This window comes from Paenibacillus pectinilyticus (assembly GCF_001700435.1).
Classification (GTDB): domain Bacteria; phylum Bacillota; class Bacilli; order Paenibacillales; family NBRC-103111; genus Paenibacillus_E; species Paenibacillus_E pectinilyticus.
On sequence record NZ_LYPC01000010.1, the window covers coordinates 1 to 26109 of the forward strand.

The window sequence follows — 26109 nt, forward strand, 5'->3', positions numbered from 1 at the left end:
CCCAGCGCTCTTTGAGCAGCTATATTATCAGCGGGTGGCTTAACTTAGTGACGTCTACTTTCTTGACAGAAGAGCATTCCTGTAGGAAAATTCGCCTGTTTCCGCGAAAAAAATGAAATAACTGGATTTTATGCAGCTAATTCGGACCATTTCGTTAGAAAAATGGGAAAGCGGTAGAATTAGATGGATGAAATCCATCTAAAATGATTTCACAGGCGATTCTGGCGAAAATAACTACCTATTTTCCAGTTAGTATACGTAGAACAACATAAAAAAGGCGCAGGGATTACTCCCCACGCCTCTTCCTCAACTATTATTTACGCTTACTTCACGCGCTCAAGTAAATTCCCCGGCTGTTGCACACGGTTATTCCGGTACAACTCCCCCGTCTTCCCAGGTGCGCGAGGCACCTTGATCGACATGTGCGCTTCCTTTTCGCCAATTGCAGCTATCACAGAATTGGCCTCATGCGTAACCGTCACCCCCGGCAGATGTCCCGGCTGCCCTAAGGATAGTGCGAATACCCATACGGCTTTTTGAACCGCATGGAAATCAAAAGCCTGCTCCTCGCCAGCATAGATGACATAATCCATGTGAAGCTCATCCTCACTGCGTTCCGCTGCTACCTCAAGAGCCCCATAGTCCGACTCCGCTAGCACAGCTTCTATTCGAAGCTGCGTATCTCCGAGCATCGTTGTCAGGCGCTTCCCCTCTACAACAGTAGGCAGCTTCATGTCTTCCAAGTCGCCGCCAATTAAAAGACGAATCCGCAAATCGCTCGCGCGAAATCTACCATTGATCAAATCCAATTCCTGATGCCAAGCACCATTATCTGTTGCCAAATTGAAACCGAACAACACTGTTTCTCGCGACTGCACGCCTGTGAAGATCGCTGAACAGAAATCCTTGCCATCCTTCAGAAATTGCAGCTGAACAAAAGCTTTGCGTCCGTCCATATCCACAAAACCGAGTAGGTTTCTGCGTTGATTCCACATGCTGCCGCAGGTGTAACTGCCCAGCGAGATTCGCTCATTTTGATATGTCGTCGCGTAGTTCTGATAGCCTGTTTCGGCCACCATCAAGGTTGGCTCATTGAAATATCGTTCCTCTTTGGAGGTAAAATAGGCATGATACTTCTCTGGACACTGTATTCCCAGCGATCCCTTGTTGAGCGCATTTCCCAGGAAATGCTTCTCTCGTTCCGTCATCAGCGTCGAATAGGTTCGGCTATACGGACCGCTCCACTCCCCAGTCGCAGGGTGGAAATGCTTCGCGATCATCTGCCAAGCCATATCCAAAAGCTGTTCAGCTAGAGTCACAGCCTCTGATGTACTGGATTCCTGATAAATGCTATCCAGCTCTTCAATCGCAATCGGCGAATAGCAAGGACTGTTATACTCTGAAAACGTCCCGATCCCCGTGGTAAATTCATAAAATCGTTTCAGACGCTGCTCCCCATAGCTTCGAATCTCATGATCATCTAACAACTCGCCGCCAACCAGTGTAACAAAAGCCCCCATAATCGCAATATTCGTATAATGCGGTCCCACATTTCGAAGGATAATGGCTTGGCAGGCATGATAGACAGCTTCGCGAATCTCTTCAACTAAGGATTGTGGAAGGGCGGCTGCATATTTTTTCAAAATAAGTACGAGACGCTTTCCATGGAAATCCGCCATGTTCCAGTCCGGACGATCCATTTCATCCAGCGGCTCCTCGAAAAAGTAAGGCCAGATCCCATACGAAGCACGCGTTTCGTCCTTATCCTGCCCAGCAATAACGACATGCAATATTTCGATCGCACGTTGTGTATAAGCGTCACCACCGTAACACAGTAAATCGTACGCATAACACAGAGATGGATACAACGCGTATACAAAAGGGTTCGTCTGCTGTTTAAGTGCCGTGTGATACGTCGCCGAGAGCGGTGTTCGAATTAATTTGACACTTGCATCATACTGTCCATCATTTGCCCCAATCGCTCTTAACAGCTCATCTCTACGCATGTTCAAACCTCTCCTTGTTGGGCACCTTTGCCATAAGCATGAGCACCAGACCTTGTCCGTAAAGCGTTGGATACGTTGGAATATCGTCTTGATACGCTTGAATCGTTGGCATGACTGGCGTCCCGCCGGAGACACCTTCCACAGTACCTTGCTCCGTGATATAGGGTAAAATCGCATGGAACACGCGCTCCGCTGTGACGGCCGTCTCTTCTTGACGAGGGAGTAAGCCCATCTCCATACCCTTCAACAAGCCATAAGCAATTCCCGCACTCCCCGACACTTCCCGATAAAAATGGGGTTGATCCATGACCGTGCTCCACAGCCCGTCCTCTTGCTGATAGGATAACAGACCGCCCATCAGTCGGCCATATCTTTCTTTAAGTTCATCTGGAATGGCAATAAGCTGTCCTATTTCCTCAACTATCATCGGGATACCCGCAGCAATCCAGGCATTCGCTCTCGTCCAACGCGCCGCTGACATATGATTGCCGGAGCCGCAATTCCAGCCGTGGAAAAGCACATTCGTCTCGTCATCCTGCAACAAACGAAGGTGAATGATTACTTGCTTCAGCGCTTCCTCCGCATAGATCGTGCTGCCGACTAACGATGCTGTGCGCGCTAGGAACAGTACCGCCATAAAAATCGTATCCGCCCATACCTGCTCAGGGAATGCCGCATTTTCCGTCACCGTGTGCTCGAAGGCATCTTCGCGTGTTCGCGGTGTTTCCTTTATCAGCCACTCCGTTACGCGTACTGCTTCTTCTCGAAACCAAGCATCCTTCGTAATACGGTACAAAGCAGGAAAAATTGCATAAGGCGCGATCGAATTGATTACCTTTGTGCCTTTGGATTTCTCGACATTTTGCTTTACCCACGACTGCAAATAAGCTAGAACTTCCGGTTTACGAGTCGCTTCATAATACTCAAGCATTGCAATCACACCAACGCCAGGTACCCAGTCCCAATGGTGGATATCCATGCCCCATTCCCCGGAATGATCATTTATCATTTCTTCCCATACCTTATCAGCAGTTATTGCAAACGGTGAATTCATCATTTTGGCAGCTCCTTTTAATTACAAGATTACCTAAAGATTAGCACCATTCGCCCCTGCTTTGCTTGGGCTTCCGTCTCGAAAACATGGGGAATCGTCCAGATTATTCTAGGTGACATTCTGCAAACCTTCCTTCTGTCATCATTAGGCAGTATAATAAATGGATACAATTGGAAGATAGAGGTGCATGACGATGGGGTGGTCTGAACTACAAAGAATCCCTAATGAATACAACGAAGAGATAGCGAAGATTGACGAGTCCCTAATTCAACTCCTGACAGCGCGCAAATCTCTTGCCAAAGGCAGACGGTTTTTCCCGCCGCAAGATGTTGTTCAAGAATGGGCTAACCGATATGATCTTGATATTCCACAAATTAATTGGCTGCTGAACAGTCTGAATGAAACCAACTATCCGATCATGCCAAATGAGCCTGGCGAATTGGTGCATGTTTTGCCTATTATGAAGAAAACGACTGTTGATGGCTTTGAATATGCGATAACCCACGCGATGCAATACCAACACAGTAGCGTCGTTACGATTGAGATCAAACTCCTTGAACAAGATGTTCACATCGGTCACGTCCGCCCGCAGCTTTTATTAGAAGTAAGCGGAGGCCAACCGTTCAGTGTTCGCAGAAATGGCTCTTCCGGCGGCGGCGGGCGCACGCAAATGACTTTCCTCGTCACACCGTGTTTGCCTGACACATTAGATGACGTTCATTTTTCTTTGATCCCCTATGCATCACCGATGGAAACTCCGCCGAAGGAGATGATCTTGGATCAGGAAGTGCGGTTTGAGTAGGTTGGGGAGTTTAGAACCCTATATTGCTGGTGGAATAACCCGCGGTTAGTTGGGAATGATTTTGAATAATGAATAGTAAAAAAGCCCATTAGTTGGGCTTTTTTCGTTTATATCTATAAATACTCCCCAAGCATCCACATGTAATCATGCAACATGCGTTCCACATACTTGGCAGTCATCCGACTTGGGCACTCTTCACCTAAACAAAAAAAAGGAACCCAGCCAACGGGGCCGGGTTCTAAAAGTTTATATTAAAAAGGGGGTCTTGCTTATTATATTACCAAGGAAACATTATGGTACCATAACAGAAATATTTCATTTATATTACAATTATGAAAACGCTTTATAACCCTTTCCCACCCCACACCTATAAATTCCTTCATACTTTCAGTTGCACCTTCCACCGCTTTGGCATATACTATGTATATCTTAATTAGAATTATTATAAATAAGGAAGATAAGGAGGTACCCTATGAGTGTCGAGTATGACTATCACCATCTCCACCATGTGAAAGAGCAAAGTAAGTCAAGAAAAACCCTGTGGGTCACCCTCATTCTAACGGCTTTTTTTACGATTGTTGAAATTGTCGGTGGGGTGTTGTCGAATTCCCTTGCGCTTTTATCCGATTCTGCCCATATGATTTCCGATGTTATTGCTCTAGGTCTCAGCATGGTCGCCCTGCAATTAGCTACACGGCAGCCCAATGCCCGCTTCACGTTCGGCTTCCTGCGGTTTGAAATTGTTGCATCGTTTCTGAACGGATTAGCGCTTTGTATCATCGCGTTAGGCATTTTTATCGAAGGCGTCCAGCGGGTCATTCACCCTCAGCCCATCCAGCTAGGCCTGATGCTCGGCATCGCCTCGATCGGCTTCGTGGTGAACCTTGTGCTCACCTTGGTGCTCCACAACAGCGTCAAAGAGGAAGACAATCTCAATGTGCAAAGCGCGCTGTGGCACTTCTTTGGTGACTTGCTAAGCTCAGTAGGTGTCATCATTTCTTCGATTGTCATTTACTATTCAGGCCATCTCTGGTTCGATCCGCTGATCTCGATGGTGATTGGGGGCATTATTTTTACAGGTGGTGCCAAAATCATTCGAGAATCGTTCATGATCCTCATGGAATCGGTCCCGGAAAAGTTCAACCTCGACGAAATCCGCGCTGTGATCGCGGAAGTGGAGGGCGTCGAAGATGTGCATGAGATGCACCTCTGGGCCGTTTCAACCGATCATTATTCGTTGACTGCGCATGTTTTTATCTCCCCGAACATTCAGCCATTCTGTGTGATCCTGGCGATCAATGAAACACTGAAGAGCAAGTTCGGCATCGCCCATGCGACGATTCAAATCGAGCACGCGGACATCAACCCGCACGGGGAGTACGGGAAGGACTTTCTGCGTCTGCAAAAGCAAACGAAGCAGCAGATCCGCAGGGATGCGTGATCCAAAGCGTTTTCCTACCAACTCCAAGATATCCTTCGTCGAAATGTCGCCAGTAGTCCCTTAACCGCAACCAAAAGGAAGGTTTCTCAATAGTAGGCTAAGCGACATGCTGAATGGCTTACGAAACAGAGCTGTAACGACCTTTTTGGGCGTTACAAATCATTTACAAGCCTGTATTTACTCTGTAAAGCCCTTTTCGGGCTTTACGATGCTATCATCTGCACTCATATACAGAACCTACCTGTTGTAAGGCCCTTTCTGGGCGCTACACCAACATAACCACCCAAGCACGCACTGTAAGGCCCTTTTTGGGCCCTACCTACGGTACCCATTGCTGCGCCTTAGCTTTCCCTACCTACATCTCCTAAAAAAAGCAAAAAAAAGGATCTAAGCACACCAATCGCTTAGATCCTTTTTCATTCAACCTATCCTTACCCATACACGTTAATTCTGCGTAGAATTACGCACAACCATATCCATATCAATGAGCAGCTCGTGCCCCTTCATCTGAGCCAAATACGAGTCCAGCAGCAATGTGCCCGCTTCATCAAGTTCTTCCCCCATCTGCCGCATCAGGAAAGCCGCAACTAAGCTCGTTTGCAGCTCCACGGGCATCTCGAAGCTCGTGATAGAAGGAAAGCTAGCCTTCGCGAAATGCTCATTGTCCATGCCAATGATCTGCACCTCGTCAGGAACTCGAATCCCCCGTTCATGGCACTCCGCAATCAATTCCAGCGCTAAGGCATCATTGAATGTGTAAATACCGATGGGACGCAAGTCTCCGCTCACGCGCAGCGCCTCATCCAAAGTGCCGGCTACGCCCAATTCACCAGCGTCCAATAGCGCGTGCACAGTAGACTCGGCCCTATCTCCAAGTCCTGCCAGGAAGCCCTCAATCCGCTGCTCGTTGGCGCCCATTCCTTTACGTCTGCCTGCATAGAAAACGGCGCGGCATCCATGCGCTAGGAAATACTGCACCGCTTGGCTTGAGGCCTTTGCAAAATCCAAGTTCACGGCCACCTTGGTAATATCACCAGGCCAGCCCCAGCCATTAAAGAACACAAGCGGCGTCCCTTCTCCAACCAATTGCTGCGTGGAGTGCACACTGATCGCCAATCCATGCGAAACCAATCCATCCACACGTCTCTGCAATAAGTGCTCAATATGCCGCTCTTCCACCTCGGGATCCATACCTGCTGCTGAAAAGACAGATAAATGATACCCATAGCTGTGAAACTTCTGCTCTAGCTTTTCAGCAAATCTGCCGTAATACCCGCCAAAATGGGGGAGAATTAATCCTAACTCATTCGAGCGCCGTCGACTTAGATTCGTTGCCATCACATTGCGGCGATAGCCTAGTCGTACAACCGCTTCTTCCACTTTGCGGATGGTCTCCGGTGACATCGGAACCTTCCTACGGTTAATGACATTCGAGACCGTTGCAATGGACACGCCCGCTTCAGAAGCGACGTCGATGATTGTAGCTTGTTTATTTTTTCTCATTCCCTGCCCTCATTCTTTAAACGCTTAAACTTATTGTAGCTAGAAGCGGAATCCTCGTCAAATTTCTAGCTCCATGCAACCTGACAGCGATAGGGATTTGGTTTCCTTACAAAATGAGCCCATGCATTTAGTTTTTCCAACAAACTTTGCCCTTCCATACTTACACGAAATAGAGCTTAGGCTTATGATACAGGTATCAACCGAGACCGTGCTATCCAAATCGAGCGAAATACGCATTCTATTTTAATCAATGAGGTGACCTGCATGTATCAAGTACCACCAGAAAAGCTTGCATTCTATGAAGAGAATGGTTTTGTACAGTTGGAAGATGTGATGTCTGAGAAAGAGATGAACGAACTTAGCGCATATTTAGACGAGGTCATGGCCATCGAGGGCGAGCATACGCAAACCGTGGACAAGGACTCCGATTATTTCAAAATTCTCAATAGCAAAATGAACACATGGCGTGATTCAGCGGGAATGGCTCTCTATGTGCTAAGCCCGAAGCTGGCTGATATCGCCAGACAATTCTCGAGTTCAAGCGGCGTCCGCCTATTCCATGATCAAGCCTTCTGGAAAATGCCTGGTGACTCCAAACCCACCCCTTGGCATCAGGATGCCACCTATTTTCCAATGAATGAATCCAACGTGCTGACACTCTGGCTGCCTATGCATGACGTAGATGACGTCAACGGCTGCTTGTCTTTCATCCCTGGTTCTCATAAGGAAGGTAAATTGACGAATGTCGATTTTCTGCACCCTATTGATTTACTTGAGCTGACCAAGGAAAATGGCACCGATCTGCGCCGCCCGGTCAATGTTCCCTTGAAACGCGGGAGCTTCACGCTGCATCACGGGCTTACCTTCCACTACGCCCATGCCAATAAATCCGATCATCCGCGTCGTGTATTGACCATTGTCTACATGCCAGAGGATGCTACCTTTGATGGCAAAAGCAATCACGAACTGACTCGTGGCTCCGGTTTTCAGGATGGCGACCTTATCAAGGGCCGGCTGTTCCCCGTATTAGCTTCCGCTCCGAATGAAGGGTAATCAACTCCCCTAAAGTATTTGCAAAATAAAACAGAGGCCATTCCCCAAGTAGATGGATCTACTCTCCGGAACGGCCTCTATCACCATGTCTCGTTACTCGTCATGATGCCCAATCAACGAAATCACTTGCTTCTTCAGCTTTACGAAAGCCTCCGAATCCTTCACATCCTCCACTTCCCGTAGACCGTGTGGGATCACAATCTCACTGCGAATCGTGCCGGGATGCGCCTGCATCACATACACGCGCTGCGAAAGGAAGATGGCTTCCTCAATATCATGTGTAATGAAGACAACGGTGGTCTTCTCTTTTTCCCAAATGCGAAGCAGGAGTTCTTGCATCGAATTCTTCGTTTGTGGATCCAGCGCACCAAAAGGTTCATCCATCAGCATCACTTCTGGATTGTTGGCAAGAGCTCTTGCAATGGCAACGCGCTGCTTCATCCCACCCGAAAGCTCCTTCGGCAGCGATTTGGCGAATTTATTCAAACCGACAAGTTCCATAAAGTGATCGGATATCGCTCTCTTTTCAAAAAGTGGAACGCCCTTCAGTGTTAGCCCGAATTCAATATTCTCCCGCACAGACAACCAGGGGAACAGGGTATAGCTTTGGAAAACCATCCCTCTATCGGCCCCAGGGCCATCGATTTCATGACCAGAGATACTTAAATTCCCCATCGTCAGAGGTTCAAGCCCCGCAATAATTCGAAGTAAGGATGATTTCCCGCATCCCGATGGACCAACGAAGCTAACGAATTCATGAGCATCCACATGAAAGGAGACGCGATCTAGCGCGACGAAATTTGATTTCTTCGTACTGTATACCTTCGTTACATCGACAGCGTCGATTTTCCGCACGCTTTTCACAGTTTCGCTAGAGGGTACCTTGCTGTAATCCAAATTCAATGCTTCCATCTCTAACGCCCTCCTTCCAACCATGGGAAAAATCTCTTATGACAATAAGCGAACGCACGATCCGTGAATAATCCAAGTAACCCGATGGCTAAAATGCCAACAAAAATCTGATCCGTATTGAGAAACCGCTGCGCCTTCATAATGGAAAATCCAAGACCGCTGCTCGCTGCAACGAGCTCTGCTACGACCAGATATGTCCACGCCCAGCCGATGATTAAACGCAGGGTATTCATTAAATCAGGCAGTAACGCGGGGATCAGCACCTTTTCGATAACCTGCCACCGCTTAGCCCCGAGTGTATAGGAGGTTTGAAGCAAATCATTGGAAACCGCACGCGCATTGTCCGCAACCATCAGCAACAGTTGGAAAAAGCACCCCAAGAAGATGACGAGAATTTTGGCCCATTCGCCAATTCCCGCCCATACCATGATTAACGGAATGAACGCTGTCGCAGGCATATAACGAATAAATTCAGTTGGCGGCACAAGGATGGCCTCAGCGATACGATAAGTTCCAGCCAGAATCCCAAGTGGAATTCCAAGAATACAAGCAAGCAAGAAGCCTCCGCCTACTCGGAAAATGCTAATCCCCACATTATGCCAGAACACGGGATTGTGCAGCTGAACCCCAAACTCCCGAAGCACATCATCCGGCGTTGGAAGAAAGGTGCGATTGACGAATTCGCCATAGCTCATCACGCTCCAGAACACCAATATAGCAGCAACAATAATAACAACACCCGTCATATAGGATTTAGAGCCAATCTCGCCTCTTATCGCAAACAACGTGGATCTGCGTCTTTTCTTCACAAGTGTTTCCATCTGTATGCCTCCTGTTCAGCCTTTATTTCTTGCGTTCCTTCATGACTTCTTCTACAAAATGTCCATCTAAGAAGGTTTCCGCTTTCGGGATTGTCGACAGCATATCCAATCCTTTCAAGAACTCGGCTGTTTTCTGGGATGTAAAGTTTAAGGATTCATAGGAATCACCTTTGGCAAATGCCTTAATATTATCCTCCAGTTGGAAAATCTTAACACTATCCACGCCCGCTTTGTACTCATCGACTGGCGTCTCCGCAGCTTTGGCCATAATTTGCATCGCTTCCTCTGGATTCGCTTTCCAGTAGTCCAAAGCGTCGAACCAAGCGTTAATGATTTTCTTAACATCATCAGGACGGTTTTTCGTAATTTCTTCTTTAAAAACGAGCAAGTCAGGAATCAGCCCAGGTGTATCCTTGGAGGAGAAGAGCAGCTTTCCTTTGCCTTCTTGAATCGCTTTACTTAGGAATGGCTCCCATAGTACCGCGGCATCCAGGTTACCTGAAATGAACGCCGGCCCTGCATCATTGACCGTCATATTCGTATAGGAGACATCTTTCTCTGCGAGTCCAGCTTTCTCAAGAGCTGTCAGCATCAGAAGATGATCGACTGTGCCAAGTTCTGTTGCGACTTTTTTACCCTTCAACTCATTCAAGGAATTAATGTTCGGTTTCACTACTACGCCGTCGCCGCCATTGGAATTATCATTAACAAGAACGGCTTTGAGTTTGATGCCTTTACTTGCCGGAGCCAGTGTATCGCTTAATGTTTGGCTGTTCGCATCCACTTTACCTGAAGCTAATGCAGATAAGGAGTCACTGTAGACGGGGAACCAGACAAGATCGACATTCACGCCATTTTTCTCAAAAAAGCCCTTTTCCTTCACGAGGTACCATACGAACCAACCTGGCCATGGGCTAAGTGCTAATTTAATGGGTGCACTGCTGCCTCCTGCTTTCGTGCTTGCTTCTTTACTCGTACAACCGCTAACCACTGTAAAAGTTAATAATAGCGCCATCATCAGAAATATCGTTTTTTGTCTCATGCTCCGAACTCCCTCTCTTTATTAAGGTAAAAGGAAAAGCCCGGAATGATATCATATTCTGATATCCTCCCGGGCTTTTATCCCTCCGTGTGCACGATGAAGCTCATCGTGTGTCTTCTCTTGGACCTGACCAACAGCCACCATTTGCTGCCGCGGAACCCTAGAAAACAAGTTTGCTATGCGATTGTTCTTCGTTGTCTTACTTTTGTTTATATCATACTTAGATTAGATGTTCATGTCAATATATATAACACAAATAAATTTTGTGTTGTCAAAATTGTCTTGCACGTAATATTATATAACATATAACCAATCCAAATGGGGGTGTTGCGATGTATTCGATTCATTTCCACATTCAAATGTTAGATAAACAACCTAAACCACCTACCGCGGCACATAAATCTAATGTTGTTACATCGCCAGTTTACACGGCGCTTTCTCCAACAACTTCAATTTTCCAGCATCCTCACTTGATTTCCCCTATAGATAAGCCAGAATATGACCCAGCGCAAGGCCCCGCGGCTCATTGACCTCTACACATCATAACGTAGACCCTAAGTCTTCGACTTGGGTCTTTTTGTTGTGTAATAAGGCTCTTTCCGGAAAGGCTGCCAGTGATCCACCTGATCATGCGCCCAAATAGGCCCACCTTGTGATCACCAGGCTAAAGTGCCCTATTCTCGTCTAATAAGACCTCATCGAGTGCTTATTTCTTCCCAAATCATAGTATCCTTTACCATTAGACCTTCACGAGTGCTTATTACCCTCAAATGGTGCTTCACGATCCATATAAGTCAGCCATTAGCACATCTGGTGTGCTTACGACCACTGAAAGTCCGAAAACCCTTACCATAAGACCATCACGAGTGCTTACTTCCTGACAAATGAGCTTTTGCTTTTGCCTTTGCCTATCATCAGCGCCCTCACCAATTCTCCGCCAACAAGGTAAACTCCACTTTCACCTACACCTACCTACGCAAAAAAAGGCCCAGCACCAGAGGTGCCAGGCCTTCCTATCTGTCAGCGCAGCTTACACGCCTAACCATTTCTTGAACAAATGTTTCGTTGTGTCTGCATTCAACGCTGCGATGGAAGTCGTAAGCGGAATGCCCTTCGGACAGGAGCGTACGCAGTTCTGCGAGTTACCGCAGCCTTCGATACCGCCGTCTGTCATCAACGTATCCAAACGCTCGTCTTTGTTCATTTCACCTGTTGGGTGAGCGTTGAATAGACGAACTTGCGACAATGCAGAAGGCCCGATAAACGAGTTCTTGTCGTTTACGTTCGGACAAGCTTCCAAACATACGCCACATGTCATACATTTGGACAACTCATAAGCCCATTGACGCTTCGACTCCGCCATACGCGGTCCAGGACCAAGATCGTATGTTCCATCGATTGGAACCCATGCTTTAACCTTTTTCAACGCGTTGAACATGCGTCCACGGTCAATAACAAGGTCACGCATAACTGGGAATGTGCTCATCGGCGCAACACGGACAGGCTGCTCTAACTTGTCGATCAAAGCCGAACAAGCTTGGCGCGGCTTCCCGTTGATAACCATGGAACATGCGCCGCATACTTCTTCCAGACAGTTGGATTCCCAACAAACTGGTGTCGTTTTGTCGCCTTTGGCATTCTTCGGGTTACGTTGAACTTCCATCAAACCGCTGATCACATTCATGTTCGCGCGGTAAGGAACTTCAAATTCCTCTGTATACGGTTTGGAATCCGGACTCTCTTGACGAGTCACGATAAACTTCACTGTTTTCGGTGCGCTTAGTGTCTCTGCCATGATCAGGATCCCTCCTTTTTCTTCTCCGTGGAGTAGTCACGTTTACGAGGTTTAATCAGCGATACATCAATTTCATCATACGAAATCTTAGGACCATCCGGCGTCCAGTCTGCGATTGTCGTTTTCATGAAGTTGTCATCATCACGCTCAGGGAAATCAGGTTTGTAATGTGCACCACGACTTTCATCACGCATCAAGGCACCAACCGTCATCGCTTCAGCTAGCTCGAACATGTTCCAAAGCTGACGTGTGAACGCAACCCCTTGGTTGTTCCAACGAGCCGTATCCGTAATGTTGATGTTGTTGTAACGCTCTTTCAAGTCTTTGATCTTGCCAATCGTTTCAGTCAAACGATCATTGTAACGAACAACGGTCATATTGGCATTCATCATATCGCCAAGCTCTTTATGAAGAACGTATGCATTTTCTGTACCATTGTTCATTTTGAGCAAGCTCTCATAACGGTCGATATGGCGTTTCTTCTCACGATCGAAAATGATCGAAGACGTATCATCTGCATGCTTGGATAAGCCGCGGATGTACTCAACCGCTTTCGGACCGGAAACCATACCGTCATAAATCGCGGAAACGAGGGAGTTCGCGCCCAAACGGTTTGCACCGTGATGCTGATACTCACACTCACCTGCTGCGAATAGACCAGGAATGTTCGTCATCATGTTATAGTCAACCCACATGCCGCCCATGGAATAATGAACCGCAGGGAAAATCTTCATCGGGATTTTACGCGGATCGTCGCCCATGAATTTCTCGTAGATTTCCATAATCCCGCCAAGCTTAATATCAAGCTCTTTCGGGTCTTTATGAGAAAGATCCAAGTAAACCATGTTCTCGCCGTTGATGCCAAGCTTCTGATCAATACAAACCGAGAAGATCTCACGCGTTGCAATATCACGAGGAACGAGGTTACCGTACGCTGGGTATTTCTCTTCAAGGAAGTACCATGGCTTACCGTCTTTGTATGTCCAAATACGTCCGCCTTCACCACGTGCAGATTCGGACATCAAGCGCAGCTTGTCGTCTCCTGGAATCGCCGTTGGGTGAATTTGAATCATTTCACCGTTTGCGTATTTCACACCTTGTTGATATACCGCACTTGCAGCTGTACCTGTGTTAATAACGGAGTTCGTTGTTTTCCCGAAAATGATACCAGGACCACCCGTTGCTAAGATAACCGCATCAGCAGGGAACGTTTGAACTTCCATGCTGCGCAAATCTTGCGCTGCGATACCGCGGCAAACGCCTTCATCATCCAAGACCGAACCAAGGAATTCCCAGTGTTCGAATTTCGTTACAAGACCAGCTGTTTCCCAGCGGCGTACTTGCTCATCAAGTGCGTATAGCAATTGTTGGCCCGTTGTTGCGCCTGCAAAAGCTGTACGGTGATATTTCGTACCACCGAAACGACGGAAATCAAGTAAACCTTCCGGCGTACGGTTAAACATAACACCCATACGGTCCATCAAGTGAATGATCCCTGGAGCCGCGTCACACAATGCTTTAACCGGTGGTTGATTCGCTAAGAAATCGCCACCATAAACTGTATCGTCAAAGTGCTCCCATGTGGAGTCACCTTCACCTTTGGTATTCACCGCACCGTTAATGCCGCCTTGCGCACATACGGAGTGGGAACGTTTCACAGGAACCAGGGAGAATAATTGCACATGCACTCCTGCTTCTGCTGCTTTAATTGTCGCCATGAGTCCCGCAAGGCCTCCGCCGACGACGATGATTTTTGAATTAGCCACTTAAGTTCACCTCTCCCTTAATGCCCCGTTTGCACTTCTACTGGAACTTGAAATTCCGTACCGGTAAATGCAGTCAACGACATAATAAACATGATGGACATCACCACGAAAGCCGTCATCCAAATCACAGATGAAATGCGTTGCGCGCGTGGTCCAACCGTAATACCCCAGCTAACTAAGAAAGACCATAAGCCGTTCGTGAAATGGAACGTTGCAGATAGAATACCCACCAGATAGACCGTAAACAAGACAGGATTCGTTGCAATATCATGCATCGTCATACCCAAATCTTCATGCTTCACATTGCCTAACGCAACCTGTATCCGTGTCTCGAACAAATGCCAAGCAACGAATAAGAACGTAAGCACACCTGTGACACGTTGCAGCATAAACATCGTATTACGGAAGTACCCGTAGCTTGAAACGTTATTACGTGATTGGTACGCTACATAAAGTCCATAAACGGCATGATAAAGAAGCGGAAGCCAGATCCCCACGATTTCCATGAGCAATACTAAAGGCAAACCGTTCAACCAGTTAATTTGATCCACGAAAGCTGCAGGCCCTTTGGTAGCTTCATAGTTAGTGAGCAAATGCTCAATAAGGAAGAAGCCCACTGGAATGACACCTAGTAACGAGTGGATCTTACGAAAGTAATACGAATTACTCATAATGTAACCAATTCCCCCCTCAACAAAATTCAAACTCACCTAACATCCGACAAGTTTAGACAAACAAAGCCACATATCATTGTACTCTCGCCGCAAACGAGCGTCAACCCATAATCATCCACGCCTATTTTGCCAATTCATTCAATGATTATACGTGAAGGATCACGAAATATAGATAATTTGTGACATGTACATCGTACATCTTCTGCGCTTATAATGGAAGTGCCGTTTTTTTATATCCACTTATAACTATTTTGCATATAGAGATGAGGTTATCATATGGAGCTCTTAGAAGTCTTCGCTGTGGTCGTCGAACAAGTCAGTCTCAATAAAGCGTCGCAATTGTTAAACATTTCGCAACCGGCTCTGTCGCGTAAAATCATGAAGCTGGAAGAAGAGCTCGGTGTGGAGCTTTTTATCCGCAAAGGAAAAAGACTCGAGTTAACCAAAGCAGGACAGATTTGCTACGATCACGCGATGGAACAGCGCCATCAAGAACGTAAGCTCAAGCAAGCCATTCATATGTATAAAGCCGCTGGCAGCCATTCGTCGCTCACGATCGGTGCCTCCCTAACAACACTCCAAGCAACGCTGCCCGATCTGATCACGGATTACCTGAAGGACTATCCATTGACCGAAATCAAGCTGCTCACCGGTAAAACGCATGAAGTCGTCACAATGGTCAAAGACAACAAAGTCGATATAGGTATCGTGGCTTCGCAAATTAATGCGACCAGCCTTCACTGCGAGCCCCTATTCGATGATCACCTCTGCTTAGTGCTGCCTCTAGGCCATCCGTTCATTGATCGCTCGAGCATAACCATGCAGGACTTGAATGAATTGCCGATGATTCTATTCTCCAAAGGGACTTGGTATCGTATTCTCATGGACGAGTTATTCAACCGATTCACGATCTTTCCCAATGTTCAAATGGAAATTGATTCGTTTGAAGCTATTCTACGGCTTGTCTCCACTTGCAAAACGGCAACCCTGTTGCCCAAATCGTATTTGCGCGAAGATTTAATTCGCAATAATGAATTAATTTTGCGCCAGCTCCAAGAATTGGAACAAACGAAGCGAACGACCTCGCTTATTTACTCCGATCACTCTGCGGACAATGCGGAATCGATGAAATTCGTCGCGCAGGCGGTCAAGTATTTTGCCAATCATAATTAGCTCGGATTTCCAATTACATTCGTACAAACTTATAACCAACACCCCAAACCGTCAGAATCCATTTCGGCTCTTTGGGGTTATCCTCTATCTTCTTTCGAAGATTCGCAATATGTACATCAATGGCTCTGTCTGTCACGAAGGAATCGAAGCCGCGCACCGTTTGAAGCAAATCTTCACGGCTGTACACCCGTCCAGGATTCCCCAGAAAGCACTTCATAATTTCGAACTCGGAATAGGTTGTCTCCACAATAACGCCATGCACGGACATCGAGCGTGTGTGCGTATCTAGTGAGATCTTGTGATTGGTCTCAGGCGCAGCCTCCAAAACCGTGGATCGTGCCCCCATCTTTGCTTCCTCCTGCCGGCTTTTCTTTGGCAGATCAGTTGCCTGTTTGGCCGTTTGATACATTTGCGCTCGGCGAATTAACGCATGCGCTCTTGCAATTAATTCATGCATGCTGAATGGCTTGCACATGAAATCGTCAGCGCCCGCTCCAAGGGCCGTAACACGCTCGACGACTTTATTTTTCATCGAAATAATCATGATAGGCACGCTCGAAGTCTCTCGAACCTGACGACATATCGCTAACCCATCCATATCCGGCAGCATCCAATCCAACAGAATGAGGTCAGGATCAAATGCCGGAATTGCTGCAACCCCACGTCGACCGTTCGACTCTCGGATGACTTGAAAGCCTTCTTCCCGCAAATACATCGTAACCATATCGCCAATCATCGCATCGTCTTCGATCATAAGTACTTTATACATACAGCGCGTCCACCTTCATCTCGAAATTCTCTAGTTGCAGGACATAGAATGTGTGGAGATTAACTAATCACTTGACTCTCAAATTCATCAATTTGATGATTGGTTCCGATAATGACCATCACATCGTTCTCATTCACGATATCTCCTGCGGTGGGCGCAATAATAATGCCAGATGCTTTGTTAATTGCCACAACACTACAGCCGAACTTCGCGCGCGGATCTAACTGTTGAATCGAGTAGCCGCATAAACGTTTGGGTACGGAAAGCTCAACAATCGTATAGTCCTTAGAAATTTCAATATAGTCCAGTAAATTAGGGGTAACCAATTGATGCGCCACACGAATGCCCATATCTCGTTCCGGATACACAACACGATCTACGCCAAGCTTCGTCAGTACTTTCCCGTGCAGCTCAGATAGTGCTTTGGCAACGACCTGATTAACGCCCAGCTCTTTGACCACGATGGCTGTTAAAATACTAGCCTGAATATCGTCGCCAATGGCAATAACCGCGCAGTCAAAATTGCGAATCCCCAAGGATTTCATGACGTCCTCATCGGTCGCATCTGCCACAACAGCATGTGTCAGTATATCACTCATATCATTAACAACTTCCTCATCACGATCAATCCCTAGAACCTCGTGTCCTAGTTTAATCAGTTCTTTGGACAAGCTCGACCCAAATCGCCCAAGCCCAACTACTACGTATTGCTTCTTCTTCATGCTGCTTGACCCCTATCCAATCGTAATTTTCCCCTCAGGGTACCGGAATAATTCTTTTTCTTGTTTCGGCTGCAAGGCGTAGGCGAGCGTGATTGTCCCTAATCGACCTGCGAACATCGTTAAACAAATCAGGACTTTACCGAACGTTGTCAAATCCGGCGTCAAGCCCATCGATAAACCCACCGTACCGAATGCGGATGTGACTTCGAACAAAATTTTAAGAAAGGACGAATCCTGTGTGGTGGATAGAATCATGGTGACAACGATGACTAAGAATAAAGCCATCATCGATAACGTAATTGCTTTGAGTATACGATCCTTCGCTAAGCGATAACGGTAGATGACGATATCTTCTTTTCCACGAATCATCGTGATAATTGCACTAATGAGAATTGTAAATGTTGTCGTCTTGATGCCTCCACCTGTCGAGCCTGGCGATGCCCCAATAAACATGAGAATCACAATAAGGAATTGAGAGGCCTGGCGAAGCCCGCCAATATCCACCGTATTCGCCCCCGCAGTCCGAGCGGTTACCGATTGAAAGAAGGAAGCCAATATTTTTGAACCAAAATCTAAAGAACCTAAGGTTCTGTTATTGGTAAATTCGAATATAAAAATACCAAGCGCACCAACCACAAGAAGTAAGCCGCTCATGCTTAACACGACCTTAGAGTGAAGTGAAAGCTTTCGCTTCTTTCTAAACTCCATCAGATCGGAGATGACGATGAAACCAATCCCTCCAAGAATAATGAGCATCATAGCGACGAAATTCACTGTGAAATCACCCGCATAGCCAGTTAGCGAGACGAAGGGCGCATTATACGTGCCAAACAAATCAAAGCCGGCATTATTAAACATGGAAACCGCATGCCAAATCCCATAGTAAAGACCTCGGGTAAAGCCGAAATCGAACGAAAAACGAATCGTAAAAATAACAGCAGCAATAGCCTCAATGGATAACGAATAGATAATAACTTTACGGATCAAACGGACGATGCCTTCCATACTGCCTTGATTTAAAGCTTCTTGCAGGACAAGCCGTTCTTTCAACGTGATCTTCTTACGAAATGCGAAGGCGACTAACGTTGCCATGGTCATAAATCCGAGCCCGCCGATTTGAATCAGTGAAACGATCACAATTTGTCCAAAAGTGGTGAACGCACTCCCCGTATCGACTACGACGAGCCCTGTTACACAGGTTGCGGAAACAGCCGTAAAAAAAGCGTCAATAAAGGCTAGCGAGTGCCCTGTGGCTGATGCAAATGGCAATGTTAGCAGTCCAGCCCCCAGAAAAATAATGACAGCGAAGCCTAGAACCAATATTTGAGGAGGTGTAAGTCGCCATATATTCCAATTTTTGTTCATTTTTCCTCCCGCATGTATGTAAAAAGTAGTCATGAATTCCATCGCTATTTACCGATAGAATTCCCCGTTAACAACGAGAAATTCTGCCAACCAGCAATTGATAGGTATTATATAATTGTTTCCGAATCTTTACCAGTAAATTGGCTTTCTTTTTAATCTATGATAACGTAAAAGATGCCAGTAAGATGTGATTGAAGAATTATGCAATCAGAAGGGAACCTATTCATGCTAAGGCTAAAGATCAATCGTTTTCTCCTCCTCTTGGCTTGCACAGGCATGGTCCTGTATACCGGCATTTCGGTGCTGTATGGGCTGCGAGCGGATGAACCTCCCCCAGCGGAAAACCCTGCCATTACAAAGCAACAAGCCGCGGACAGTGCCGCTGGATTCATTTCGCAGCGTTATGAGTTACATAACCCGCAAACCTACGTTGTCTATCAATCGAAGAAAGAGCGCAGCGGGTATTTTCAGAAGGAGCATGTACTAGAGGACTATACGAAGCAATATGGCGAAAAGTTTCCCATTGATTATTATCAAGTGAGTGTCAAAGATCCAACCACGCTTCGCCAATTTGAGGTGGATGTCAACTACATCAACTCAGCCATCATTGGCTGGCATGAGAATTCGACGACTTTGAAATCGACTTCATCGCCGATCAGTAAGCAAAAAGCGGATACCTTAGCTAAGCTAGAGCTTCGTCAAATGGGCTTTGATCCGCAGGATTTTACACTGAAAGACACAAATAATGAGGACGTCTCCAAAGGTCAAACGACGCTCCAGTACGAAAAGCTCACAAATCCGATCGGTGAAGCCAAGCTGCAAGTTCTCGTGAACTTTGATCAGACGACTCTCACTGGGTTCAATGTAAGCTTCCAACTGCCGTCATCCCACTTAGCATGGCTCACACAGCAAGATGATTCCGCTTCTTTGATGACTTGGGTGTCCATGGGCTTTACCTTCTTGATGACGATTGCTGCCATTGTTTTTGCCATTATCTATCGCAAACAGATGAAATTCAGTAGAGGCATACTTCTTACCACGATCTATTTAGCCATTTATATAGGCAACAATGTAAATATGTATCCAGCTTTTCGGGCCATGGGCGGTGATGCCAATAGTGAGCTCGCAACGTGGGTAGCTATCATCTTTATGAGTGTTATCACAGTGCTGCTCGGCATCTCACTTTATCTTTCCTTAGTCGCGGGAGTTGGGCTTTGGAACACCATCGGTCAGCGGAAGTGGCCAACTTGGCAAGATCGCATGTTCGGACACGAAGTGTTTTATGGGATGGGACGGGGATATTTACTTGCGATCTTTATTCTCGGAGTACAGCAGGTATTATTTTACGCAGGGGAAGTTAACTTCGATGTCTGGTCCGTCAATGATCCGACCGATTCTGTTCTCAATATGGTTGAACCTCGCGTCTTTCCCCTTATGGCATGGGTAGCGGCGATCTCCGAGGAGGCGACCTTTCGACTCTTAGGTATCATTCTTTTTAAAAAGCTATTCCGAAATAATTTCATTGCGATTCTAATTCCGAGTGTGATCTGGGCTGCCAGTCATACGCAATATCCGATATATCCCGTTTATACGCGGCTTATCGAGGTCACCGTCATCGGTATTATTCTAGGTTATGTATTCCTCAAGTTTGGATTCATTACGGCCATATTCGCTCATGCCTGTATGGATAGCATTCTGATGGGCTTGTCCCTCTTCTCTTTGGGGCATGTCAGTGATGCTCTCGCCGGCGTTGTGTACATTGTGCTGCCTGGTCTGATAGGGCTTGGCTTAGCCTGGCTGCATGGAAAAAGGCGAAAGCCCCCTAATCTAGGGGAGCCGCCGCCTCGCCTTGAAGTGCTTTGATAATGTCAATTGCTAATTTCTCACCAATACCAAGAGGCTTGAAGTCTGCGACTTCGGCCTCTTTTATTTTGCGCACAGAGCCAAAATGCTTCAGCAACGCTTTGCGGCGTTTCTCCCCGATGCCTGGAATGGCATCAAGCTGTGAAACGACCATCGATTTCGCCCGCGTTTCTCTATGGAACGTAATCGCGAAACGATGGACTTCATCTTGAATGCGCTGCAGCAAATAGAACTCCTGACTATCTCGCGGCAAAGGAACGATTTCGGCAGGATCGCCTATCATCAGCTGTGCTGTTTTATGTTTGGCATCCTTCACCAAACCGCAGATCGGAATGAACAAGCCCAGTTCATTCTCAAGCACGTCAATGGCGGCGGAAATTTGCCCTTTGCCTCCATCGACTACAATCAGATCCGGCATGGTGAGATTATCCTTCAGTACGCGTTCATAACGCCGTCTGATGACCTCACGCATCGTTTCATAATCGTCTGGTCCTACGACAGTTTTCACCTTATATTTGCGATATTCCTTGCGGTCAGGCCGGCCATCCACGAAAACAACCATCGCCGAGACTGGATTCGTTCCTTGAATGTTCGAGTTATCGAATGCCTCAATCCGGCGTATCGTTCCAATCCCCAGCCACTCACCCAGATTCTCGACAGCTTTCGTCGTGCGGCGCTCATCGCGCTCAACTAGACGGAACTTCTCATCCAATGCGTTTACTGCGTTATCCCTAGCCATATCAACCATTTGCTTCTTTAAGCCACGTTGCGGCATATGGACTTTCACCTTAAGCCAACCTTCCAGGGCTTCGCGTATCTCCTTCTCTTCACCTTCCGTACGTCTTACGACGTCATCCTTAGCTTCTTGCTTCGCCTCTGGCTCTGGCATCGTCGGCAGGAAAATCTCCTTCGGTAATGCCGGATTGTCGCTGTACACTTGAGTCACATACGTCATGAAATCGTTGTACTCATCGCCATAGTAAGGGAAGAGCGACACGTGCCGCTCGATGAGCTTGCCTTGGCGCATGTATTGGATGTGCACCGCCATCCAACCTTTGTCGACGGCGTAGCCAAACACATCGCGATCCAGCGCATCGGCCGTCGTGATCTTCTGCTTCTCCATGAGCGCATCGATGCTCATGATATGATCGCGCAGCTCCTTGGCGCGCTCGAAGTTCAGTTCTTCCGCTGCGGCCAGCATCTTGGTCGTCAGCTCTTCTTTAATCACGTCGTGTCCCCCGTTCAGGAAACGACTGATCTCTTGCACCATCCGCTCATTCGTCTCGGCGGATACTTCTAACGCGCAAGGCGCAAGGCACTGCCCCATATGATAGTATAGGCATACTTTATCGGGCATGGTCTTGCATTTGCGCAGCGGATACAACCGGTCCAGCAGCTTCTTCGTCTGCTGGGCCGCGAAAGCATTTGGATAAGGGCCGAAGTACTTCCCCTTATCCTTGTACACCCGCCGCGTGACTTCCAGGCGCGGCTGTTCTTCATGCGTTATTTTGATATAAGGAAACGTCTTATCATCCTTCAGAAGCACGTTATACCGAGGATGATGCTGCTTAATCAAATTACACTCGAGAATAAGTGCCTCCATATTGGAGGAGGTAATGATATATTCAAAGTCGCGAATTTCGCTGACTAATTTTTGCGTTTTAGCGCTGTGACTCCCTGTAAAATAGGAGCGCACGCGATTTTTGAGCACCTTGGCCTTCCCTACATAAATAATCGTTCCTTGGTGATTCTTCATAATATAACAACCAGGTTTATCTGGCAGCAACGCCAGCTTATGCTTTATCGTTTCTAAACTCACTTCGCGAACGCCAGCGTCCTCTTGCTCAAAGTCGGTAAAGTCGGTCATGCCCCAATCTCCTTCCAGAAAAATGCCTTGTACATAAGAAAAAGCTCTTTCTCAGCATAGCAGAAAAAGAGCTTTTTCTCACGAACAATTGTTTCTAGTTTGTTGCAATCACCAATTATTGATGACGAGAAACCACGTTTTTCAACGCGTCTTTGGATTGGAAACCAACCACTTTATCCACCGGTTGACCGTCTTTGAAGACGATAAGCGTTGGGATACTCATAACGCCAAAGCGAGCTGCGGATTCCGGGTTGTCATCCACGTTCACTTTTGCGATTTTCAAAGTTTCGATTTCTTTATCTAGCTCTTCCAATACAGGAGCGATCATTTTACAAGGTCCGCACCAAGGTGCCCAGAAGTCTACAAGTACTGTACCTTCTCCTTCAACTTCTGCTTTAAAACTGTTGTCAGAAACATTCACGATTGCCATGATAGTTCCTCCTTCTAAGAATGAATTTGATTTATAAGGTGAAAAGTAAGATTAAGTCGTTAACTTAACTTGCTTCGCATCACGTCAACATACAAAGTATACCACACTCATGTACCTTTTCAACCAAGCCATAAGTTAGCAAACCGCGTATACCTTGGTATTACTTTGTGGGCAAGCCGACAGGCAGACCTTGTCGTCGTTGCTCTTCAATGTAAGAGATTCGATCTTTCAAATTGGCTTGGAGCAGCTGCAGCATCTCCATTTGCTTCTCGATCTCTTGAAGCTTCTCAGTGTACAGCGGCAGCAAATCGTCGCACTGCGACTCCTGATTCTTCATAACACAGTTCAGGAAGCTTTCAATCTGTTCGGTCGTAAAGCCAAGACTCAAATAAAATTGAATCGTCTTCACGCGTTCAACCACCATTTGATTGAACACCCGATAGCCATTCTCTTCCCGCTGTGTGGCAATCAGTCCCTTGGCTTCGTAGTAGCGCAAGGAGCGAATACTTGCTCCGGTAAGCTTGGATAGCTCACTAATCCGCATGGACTTCACTTCTTTCTTATTCCTACATGCATGGAGGGATGTCTTTACTATAAACCATAACACTAATGTCAGAGTCAAGAATTATTTTGCCCATTTTGAACCCATTTCTTCATGTTTGCATAATTGTCACTTTCGTTAGCTTTACAACTTTCGACGAATTTGGGTATACTAGGCTTACAAATACGAATGTCGGACGTTAGGGGGTAACCTTATGAGCAATCAACACCCTGAGCATCACGTGTATGAAGAACCGCGTAATGATTTTATGGATGTAGGCATGGGCTTTGGCGTTTTCTTTGGCGTCTTGTTTGTCATCGCAGCCATCGCTACTGTTATTCAAGTAATGAAATAGGCAACAACTCGTAAAAAAGCCACTTTGCACATCATTTATTGTGAAGTGGCTTTTTTCTTGTACATTTCGATACATAACATACTAAGGGGAATCATTTATCCATGATTAAGGTACAGCCAGAACGCCAGAAACTTATTACGTATATCGGTTTGAAAAATGAGGATTTACAACTACTTAAAAGTAAAGCTGATGCATTCCGTCTCATCGTAGATAAGCTTGTTGATGAGCTGTATGCCGATATTATTACTTGGCCAGAGCTGAGAACATTAATTGAGAAACACAGCACGCTAGAGCGGTTGAAAGAAACGCAACGTTGGTACTTCATGTCCATGACCTCCGGGGTCATTGACGATGAATTTATCGCAAAGCGTCTTTATATCGGTAACATTCATTCCCGAATCGGCTTAACAACGTCTTGGTATCTCGGAACTTATCTCAAATATACAGACTTGGCTACGACTTATTTCAAACAGAGTTTACCCGACGATTGGGCCCAAGTGATTTATTCACTAAGCAAAATGTTTAATCTGGATTCACAGCTTGTCCTTGAAGCTTACGAGCATGACGAGAAGCAGAAAATCCAAACACTCGCTGATGAGCAGCATCATATGTTGACTACCATTTCAAGTGCCGTGCAAGAACTTGCCTCGATGATGGTTGAGCTTGGCAGCAGCTCCCAAACGGTTGCGGATACCGCCATTCAAACAGCTGAATCGCAAGATCTTTCGAATACTCGCATCGACGAGTTGAACGATGAAATCAAAGATATCGCCAAGATGGGCTCCGTGATGAAGGAAATTTCGGATCAAACTCACCTTCTCGGCTTAAATGCCGCCATTGAGGCTGCCCGCTCCGGTGAGCATGGCCGTGGCTTCGAAGTCGTTGCGAACGAAGTCCGCAAGCTGGCAACGAATTCGAGAGAAGCATTGGATCAAATCCAATCCAAACTTAAGCTTATCTCTCAGAAACTTGAGCTCGTCAGAAAAGGCTCTGAGGAAACAACGCACTACGCTCGTACGCAAGCAGCAAGTGCGCAAGAACTAACCTCGTTTGTTCAAATGATTGAGAAGGTAACTGCAGATCTCGAAAGATTAAAAAAATAAGAACATCTTCGATCGAATCTCTTATAAGATGAACCTTGCGTTCAAACGTATGTTCGCACAAAAAAACCTAGCCCTATCGGCTAGGTTTTCTTTACATCTTATTTCCCGCGTTTGTTCGTTCCCGTTACCTCTACGACATCCACGAATGGGCGTATGCGGTCCATGATTCGCTGGCCTTTGTACTCCTCATCCCCATCCTTGTTCGTGAAGCTGAAATGCTTCTCCAAACCCGATAAGGCATAATTCGAAGTAAAGAAAGTCGGTTTCCGATTCATCCGGTGATTCACGATAGCCCCGATCACATGATCGCGCAGCCACGGATTCAGATTCTCTGCGCCAATATCATCAAATACAAGCAGATCTGTCTCCTTCAGCAAATCAATCGTTTCCTTGAGCTTGTAAGGCTCTTGGAACATCCCCTTCAAGTCCTCAGCGAAATCCGGCATATAGACGATAGCGCCTGTCATACCTACCTTCGCCAACTGATGCAGCATATAGCCCATCAAGAACGTTTTCCCTGTACCAAATGATCCTGACAAATAAAGACCGCGCGGTTGAAGACCTTCCTCAATCGTCAAATTCACATAGTCGTTAATTTGCATCACCGCTTTGGCCCGATCCAAATCCGTTTCAAGAATATCCCCAAAGGAGAAACTGCGAGAAATCATCCGCGGATCCACGTGAAAGGTGCGAATACGGCTGCTGATGGCATCTTGTTGCCCTTTGGCAATGAACTTCTTACAGGCAACCTTCTCCTCATGGATAAAAGGGGTTTGACCCTCAACAGCTTCCGCCGTAAGGATCGTATAGTGCCCTGTCATATCATTGGGACACTTATCCAAACCTGGGCAATTTGAACAATGTTTATATTCCGTTACATGCTGATATAACTTATTCATATTAATTTTAATCGCATAATCATCGATAAAAGGGTACTTCTGGCGAAACTTGGCAATCAAAGGGTCTGCGAGTACCCCTTGAATCTTGGCTTCAGCTCTTCTTTTCCACTCTGTATCCGGTAGAGATTTTAGTAAACGCGACAAGGATTCCAT

At 46.5% G+C, this 26109-nt stretch carries 23 protein-coding genes and 1 riboswitch; of the genes, 7 read left to right on the top strand and 16 right to left on the bottom strand.

Features of this window, described 5'->3' with window-relative positions; genetic code table 11:
• Positions 1 to 323 precede the first annotated feature (323 nt).
• A complete protein-coding gene (locus A8709_RS02545; protein ID WP_065850639.1) occupies positions 324 to 2006 on the bottom strand; it encodes a hypothetical protein in 1683 nt (560 codons plus the stop codon).
• Positions 1999 to 3063: a glycoside hydrolase family 88/105 protein gene (locus A8709_RS02550; protein WP_065850640.1), complete on the bottom strand. Its 1065-nt coding sequence runs from the start codon at positions 3061 to 3063 to the stop codon at positions 1999 to 2001. The genes A8709_RS02545 and A8709_RS02550 overlap by 8 nt, the downstream gene beginning before the upstream one ends.
• Before the next feature lie 190 nt (positions 3064 to 3253).
• On the opposite strand from A8709_RS02550, the gene A8709_RS02555 reads away from it, so the two are divergent.
• Positions 3254 to 3862, top strand: coding sequence for a hypothetical protein (locus tag A8709_RS02555; RefSeq protein WP_065850859.1), 609 nt, complete (start codon positions 3254 to 3256; stop codon positions 3860 to 3862).
• A 472-nt stretch (positions 3863 to 4334) separates the two neighbouring features.
• Positions 4335 to 5303, top strand: coding sequence for a cation diffusion facilitator family transporter (locus tag A8709_RS02560; RefSeq protein ID WP_065850641.1), 969 nt, complete (start codon positions 4335 to 4337; stop codon positions 5301 to 5303).
• Positions 5304 to 5747: 444 nt separating this feature from the next.
• Here the strand turns inward: A8709_RS02560 and A8709_RS02565 are convergent, their stop codons facing one another.
• Positions 5748 to 6806 (bottom strand): LacI family DNA-binding transcriptional regulator, encoded by a 1059-nt coding sequence (locus tag A8709_RS02565; protein ID WP_065850642.1) that lies wholly within the window; start codon positions 6804 to 6806, stop codon positions 5748 to 5750.
• 264 nt (positions 6807 to 7070) lie between these two features.
• Between A8709_RS02565 and A8709_RS02570 the strand changes: the two genes are divergently transcribed.
• Positions 7071 to 7859, top strand: a complete 789-nt coding sequence (locus A8709_RS02570; RefSeq protein ID WP_065850643.1) for a phytanoyl-CoA dioxygenase family protein — start codon at positions 7071 to 7073, stop codon at positions 7857 to 7859.
• A gap of 93 nt (positions 7860 to 7952) precedes the next feature.
• Here A8709_RS02570 and A8709_RS02575 read toward each other — a convergent pair whose 3' ends face one another.
• The 6 genes from A8709_RS02575 to A8709_RS02605 all read right to left on the bottom strand — a co-directional run bounded on the left by A8709_RS02575 (position 7953) and on the right by A8709_RS02605 (position 14869).
• Positions 7953 to 8771 (bottom strand): ABC transporter ATP-binding protein, encoded by an 819-nt coding sequence (locus A8709_RS02575; protein WP_065850644.1) that lies wholly within the window; start codon positions 8769 to 8771, stop codon positions 7953 to 7955.
• 2 nt (positions 8772 to 8773) lie between these two features.
• On the bottom strand, positions 8774 to 9592 hold the full coding sequence (locus A8709_RS02580) for an ABC transporter permease (protein WP_065850645.1): 819 nt from the start codon (positions 9590 to 9592) through the stop codon (positions 8774 to 8776).
• Positions 9593 to 9614: 22 nt separating this feature from the next.
• On the bottom strand, positions 9615 to 10634 hold the full coding sequence (locus tag A8709_RS02585; protein ID WP_065850646.1) for an ABC transporter substrate-binding protein: 1020 nt from the start codon (positions 10632 to 10634) through the stop codon (positions 9615 to 9617).
• 64 nt (positions 10635 to 10698) lie between these two features.
• A riboswitch (guanidine-I (ykkC/yxkD leader) is annotated at positions 10699 to 10809 on the bottom strand.
• Positions 10810 to 11664: 855 nt separating this feature from the next.
• Entirely contained in the window at positions 11665 to 12429 is a 765-nt protein-coding gene (sdhB, locus tag A8709_RS02595) for a succinate dehydrogenase iron-sulfur subunit (RefSeq protein WP_065850648.1), read from the bottom strand.
• Between the two features lie 2 nt (positions 12430 to 12431).
• Positions 12432 to 14195: a succinate dehydrogenase flavoprotein subunit gene (sdhA, locus tag A8709_RS02600; RefSeq protein WP_065850649.1), complete on the bottom strand. Its 1764-nt coding sequence runs from the start codon at positions 14193 to 14195 to the stop codon at positions 12432 to 12434.
• 17 nt (positions 14196 to 14212) lie between these two features.
• Entirely contained in the window at positions 14213 to 14869 is a 657-nt protein-coding gene (locus A8709_RS02605; protein ID WP_141692411.1) for a succinate dehydrogenase cytochrome b558 subunit, read from the bottom strand.
• Between the two features lie 276 nt (positions 14870 to 15145).
• Here A8709_RS02605 and A8709_RS02610 point away from each other — a divergent pair, with 276 nt between their 5' ends.
• The gene (locus A8709_RS02610; RefSeq protein ID WP_065850651.1) at positions 15146 to 16042 is read left to right on the top strand and encodes a LysR family transcriptional regulator; all 897 of its coding nucleotides are present in this window, start codon (positions 15146 to 15148) and stop codon (positions 16040 to 16042) included.
• Positions 16043 to 16055: 13 nt separating this feature from the next.
• On the opposite strand, the gene A8709_RS02615 is transcribed toward A8709_RS02610, so the two are convergent.
• From A8709_RS02615 to A8709_RS02625, 3 genes are read right to left on the bottom strand one after another with little or no spacing between them, the layout of a single operon-like run.
• A complete protein-coding gene (locus A8709_RS02615; protein ID WP_065850652.1) occupies positions 16056 to 16811 on the bottom strand; it encodes a response regulator transcription factor in 756 nt (251 codons plus the stop codon).
• A 59-nt stretch (positions 16812 to 16870) separates the two neighbouring features.
• Positions 16871 to 17533 carry a potassium channel family protein gene (locus tag A8709_RS02620; protein ID WP_065850653.1) on the bottom strand — a complete coding sequence of 221 codons (663 nt, stop codon included), beginning with the start codon at positions 17531 to 17533 and terminating at the stop codon, positions 16871 to 16873.
• A 12-nt stretch (positions 17534 to 17545) separates the two neighbouring features.
• The gene (locus A8709_RS02625) at positions 17546 to 18898 is read right to left on the bottom strand and encodes a TrkH family potassium uptake protein (RefSeq protein ID WP_065850654.1); all 1353 of its coding nucleotides are present in this window, start codon (positions 18896 to 18898) and stop codon (positions 17546 to 17548) included.
• Between the two features lie 225 nt (positions 18899 to 19123).
• Here A8709_RS02625 and A8709_RS02630 point away from each other — a divergent pair, with 225 nt between their 5' ends.
• On the top strand, positions 19124 to 20761 hold the full coding sequence (locus tag A8709_RS02630; protein WP_065850655.1) for a CPBP family intramembrane glutamic endopeptidase: 1638 nt from the start codon (positions 19124 to 19126) through the stop codon (positions 20759 to 20761).
• Here A8709_RS02630 and uvrC read toward each other — a convergent pair.
• The 3 genes from uvrC to A8709_RS02645 all read right to left on the bottom strand — a co-directional run bounded on the left by uvrC (position 20721) and on the right by A8709_RS02645 (position 23602).
• Positions 20721 to 22628, bottom strand: a complete 1908-nt coding sequence (gene uvrC, locus A8709_RS02635) for an excinuclease ABC subunit UvrC (protein WP_065850656.1) — start codon at positions 22626 to 22628, stop codon at positions 20721 to 20723. The genes A8709_RS02630 and uvrC overlap by 41 nt on opposite strands.
• A 115-nt stretch (positions 22629 to 22743) precedes the next feature.
• A complete protein-coding gene (trxA, locus tag A8709_RS02640) occupies positions 22744 to 23058 on the bottom strand; it encodes a thioredoxin (protein ID WP_065850657.1) in 315 nt (104 codons plus the stop codon).
• 160 nt (positions 23059 to 23218) lie between these two features.
• Positions 23219 to 23602: a MerR family transcriptional regulator gene (locus tag A8709_RS02645; protein WP_065850658.1), complete on the bottom strand. Its 384-nt coding sequence runs from the start codon at positions 23600 to 23602 to the stop codon at positions 23219 to 23221.
• Positions 23603 to 23813: 211 nt separating this feature from the next.
• On the opposite strand from A8709_RS02645, the gene A8709_RS33465 reads away from it, so the two are divergent.
• Together A8709_RS33465 and A8709_RS02650 are read left to right on the top strand one after the other, a co-directional pair.
• Positions 23814 to 23954, top strand: a complete 141-nt coding sequence (locus tag A8709_RS33465; protein ID WP_084224618.1) for a YqzM family protein — start codon at positions 23814 to 23816, stop codon at positions 23952 to 23954.
• 101 nt (positions 23955 to 24055) lie between these two features.
• On the top strand, positions 24056 to 25057 hold the full coding sequence (locus A8709_RS02650; protein ID WP_065850659.1) for a globin-coupled sensor protein: 1002 nt from the start codon (positions 24056 to 24058) through the stop codon (positions 25055 to 25057).
• A 98-nt stretch (positions 25058 to 25155) separates the two neighbouring features.
• Here the strand turns inward: A8709_RS02650 and dnaI are convergent, their stop codons facing one another.
• Complete coding sequence (gene dnaI, locus A8709_RS02655; RefSeq protein ID WP_065850660.1) at positions 25156 to 26109, bottom strand: primosomal protein DnaI; 954 nt, start codon at positions 26107 to 26109, stop codon at positions 25156 to 25158.

Coding starts and splice junctions, on each gene's coding strand:
- A8709_RS33465 (WP_084224618.1), top strand. CDS start 23,814: ATGAGCAATCAACACCCTGAGCATCACGTGTATGAAGAACCGCGTAAT.
- A8709_RS02625 (WP_065850654.1), bottom strand. CDS start 18,898: ATGAACAAAAATTGGAATATATGGCGACTTACACCTCCTCAAATATTG.
- A8709_RS02580 (WP_065850645.1), bottom strand. CDS start 9,592: ATGGAAACACTTGTGAAGAAAAGACGCAGATCCACGTTGTTTGCGATA.
- A8709_RS02560 (WP_065850641.1), top strand. CDS start 4,335: ATGAGTGTCGAGTATGACTATCACCATCTCCACCATGTGAAAGAGCAA.
- A8709_RS02630 (WP_065850655.1), top strand. CDS start 19,124: ATGCTAAGGCTAAAGATCAATCGTTTTCTCCTCCTCTTGGCTTGCACA.
- A8709_RS02550 (WP_065850640.1), bottom strand. CDS start 3,063: ATGATGAATTCACCGTTTGCAATAACTGCTGATAAGGTATGGGAAGAA.
- uvrC (WP_065850656.1), bottom strand. CDS start 22,628: ATGACCGACTTTACCGACTTTGAGCAAGAGGACGCTGGCGTTCGCGAA.
- A8709_RS02610 (WP_065850651.1), top strand. CDS start 15,146: ATGGAGCTCTTAGAAGTCTTCGCTGTGGTCGTCGAACAAGTCAGTCTC.
- A8709_RS02570 (WP_065850643.1), top strand. CDS start 7,071: ATGTATCAAGTACCACCAGAAAAGCTTGCATTCTATGAAGAGAATGGT.
- sdhB (WP_065850648.1), bottom strand. CDS start 12,429: ATGGCAGAGACACTAAGCGCACCGAAAACAGTGAAGTTTATCGTGACT.
- A8709_RS02645 (WP_065850658.1), bottom strand. CDS start 23,602: ATGCGGATTAGTGAGCTATCCAAGCTTACCGGAGCAAGTATTCGCTCC.
- trxA (WP_065850657.1), bottom strand. CDS start 23,058: ATGGCAATCGTGAATGTTTCTGACAACAGTTTTAAAGCAGAAGTTGAA.
- A8709_RS02650 (WP_065850659.1), top strand. CDS start 24,056: ATGATTAAGGTACAGCCAGAACGCCAGAAACTTATTACGTATATCGGT.
- A8709_RS02585 (WP_065850646.1), bottom strand. CDS start 10,634: ATGAGACAAAAAACGATATTTCTGATGATGGCGCTATTATTAACTTTT.
- A8709_RS02555 (WP_065850859.1), top strand. CDS start 3,254: ATGGGGTGGTCTGAACTACAAAGAATCCCTAATGAATACAACGAAGAG.
- A8709_RS02575 (WP_065850644.1), bottom strand. CDS start 8,771: ATGGAAGCATTGAATTTGGATTACAGCAAGGTACCCTCTAGCGAAACT.
- A8709_RS02565 (WP_065850642.1), bottom strand. CDS start 6,806: ATGAGAAAAAATAAACAAGCTACAATCATCGACGTCGCTTCTGAAGCG.
- A8709_RS02620 (WP_065850653.1), bottom strand. CDS start 17,533: ATGAAGAAGAAGCAATACGTAGTAGTTGGGCTTGGGCGATTTGGGTCG.
- A8709_RS02545 (WP_065850639.1), bottom strand. CDS start 2,006: ATGCGTAGAGATGAGCTGTTAAGAGCGATTGGGGCAAATGATGGACAG.
- dnaI (WP_065850660.1), bottom strand. CDS start 26,109: ATGGAATCCTTGTCGCGTTTACTAAAATCTCTACCGGATACAGAGTGG.
- A8709_RS02615 (WP_065850652.1), bottom strand. CDS start 16,811: ATGTATAAAGTACTTATGATCGAAGACGATGCGATGATTGGCGATATG.